General features: G+C 60.0%; 2 protein-coding genes. Both read right to left on the minus strand.

Features of this window, described 5'->3' with window-relative positions; all coding sequences use genetic code 11:
- Positions 1-203: 203 nt before the first annotated feature.
- Positions 204-554 carry an SDR family NAD(P)-dependent oxidoreductase gene (locus tag EOA85_RS35485; RefSeq protein ID WP_127212744.1) on the minus strand — a complete coding sequence of 117 codons (351 nt, stop codon included), beginning with the start codon at positions 552-554 and terminating at the stop codon, positions 204-206.
- Positions 555-607: 53 nt separating this feature from the next.
- Positions 608-1,132, minus strand: coding sequence for a hypothetical protein (locus EOA85_RS35490; protein WP_127212745.1), 525 nt, complete (start codon positions 1,130-1,132; stop codon positions 608-610).
- Positions 1,133-1,270: the final 138 nt, after the last annotated feature.

Genomic DNA, 1,270 nt, shown 5'->3' on the forward strand with positions numbered 1-1,270 from the left:
GCTTCAACCGATGCGTCATAGCGTCCGACCCAAGCATCGGCAAAAGCACTAGCGTCGATATGCAAAGCATCGTGGCGCTTCAGAAAAGAACTTGCCTCCGCCGCTATGCTGCCGCGCCAATCGACAACGGTCCCCAGGACGTCGAAGAACAATACCTCAACTTTCGTCACTTTAGCTCTCCATGCTCGTCGATTGGGGGGCCGTCAGTCGCGGTAAGAGGGGTCGATCTTGTCGAGCTGCCGCTTGAGATAGTCGAAAACCTGATCGTTGTAGGGCAGCCAGCCGTCCGCTTTTCTACGCCAGATCGTTGGACATGACATTGAGCGGTTGCCGTCGATCGGCCCCAGTGCTGACTCGATCTCGTCGGCGGCTGCGAATACTTGGGCGTCGGAAACATCGGCGGCTATGGCGAGAGCCTCGCCGCCCTCACCTTCGATTTCCACTGTCAGCTGGCTCAGAGCGGGCTTGTCGCGGGCGATCAAAGCGACCTTCGCACCCTCCCGCGCGAGGCGCAGCACAATAGCGCCCCCAATGCCAGCAGAAGCGCCGGTGATCTCCGGCGTCGTTCCGCTTCAATCTGACGGCGCCAGGTCGGTGTTGGCAAAGGCTAAACCGCCGGTCCTTCGAGCCCGCTTCTCTCGTGCGATTTCCACAGGAACCAGCCGAGGACGGTACCGAAGAAGAATGTGTGGGCAATGAACTGCACGACCGGGCTTGCTTGCAGAAACCAGGGGAACGCGATCGGCGCGATCACATAGAAATTGATGAGCCACAAGGCGAGGCCAAAGATGCTGCCGAGACCAATGAAGGCTGCTCGCCCTCGCAGCATTGCGGCAATCTCCCCGAACACGATCCCATAGACGATGGCCAGGATCAAATGCACGATCACGCCAGCGATGCTGGCCGTCAAGAGCGGGTAGCCGGGATCGAGAGCTTCCGGTCCAAGCGCAATGGCGCCGATCATGCGCAGGGGCGTGAAAAACGCTTCCGCCCCCATCATGAACGCACTCGCCGTCATTTCAAACGCCGCAAAGACGAGGCCTGCGACAATGCCCGCAACGGCACCCTGCTGGAGTCCCCATCGGATGTCGCGCGGCGTCACCGGCGTGTGGATGTAATCACGGTAAGCCATAACACTGCTCCTTGTTCTGGACGCAGACTCATCCGTAAAACCAATGCCGGGCACGCGTCGGCGGTTCCGGGCGTTCGGCGCAACTCACGAGGATTTGATTGAAGTTGATGTTCTCACGCCGAGCGGACGGTTCGGCCT

It is taken from the genome of Mesorhizobium sp. M5C.F.Ca.IN.020.29.1.1 (genome assembly GCF_003997375.1).
Taxonomy (GTDB): domain Bacteria; phylum Pseudomonadota; class Alphaproteobacteria; order Rhizobiales; family Rhizobiaceae; genus Mesorhizobium; species Mesorhizobium wenxiniae.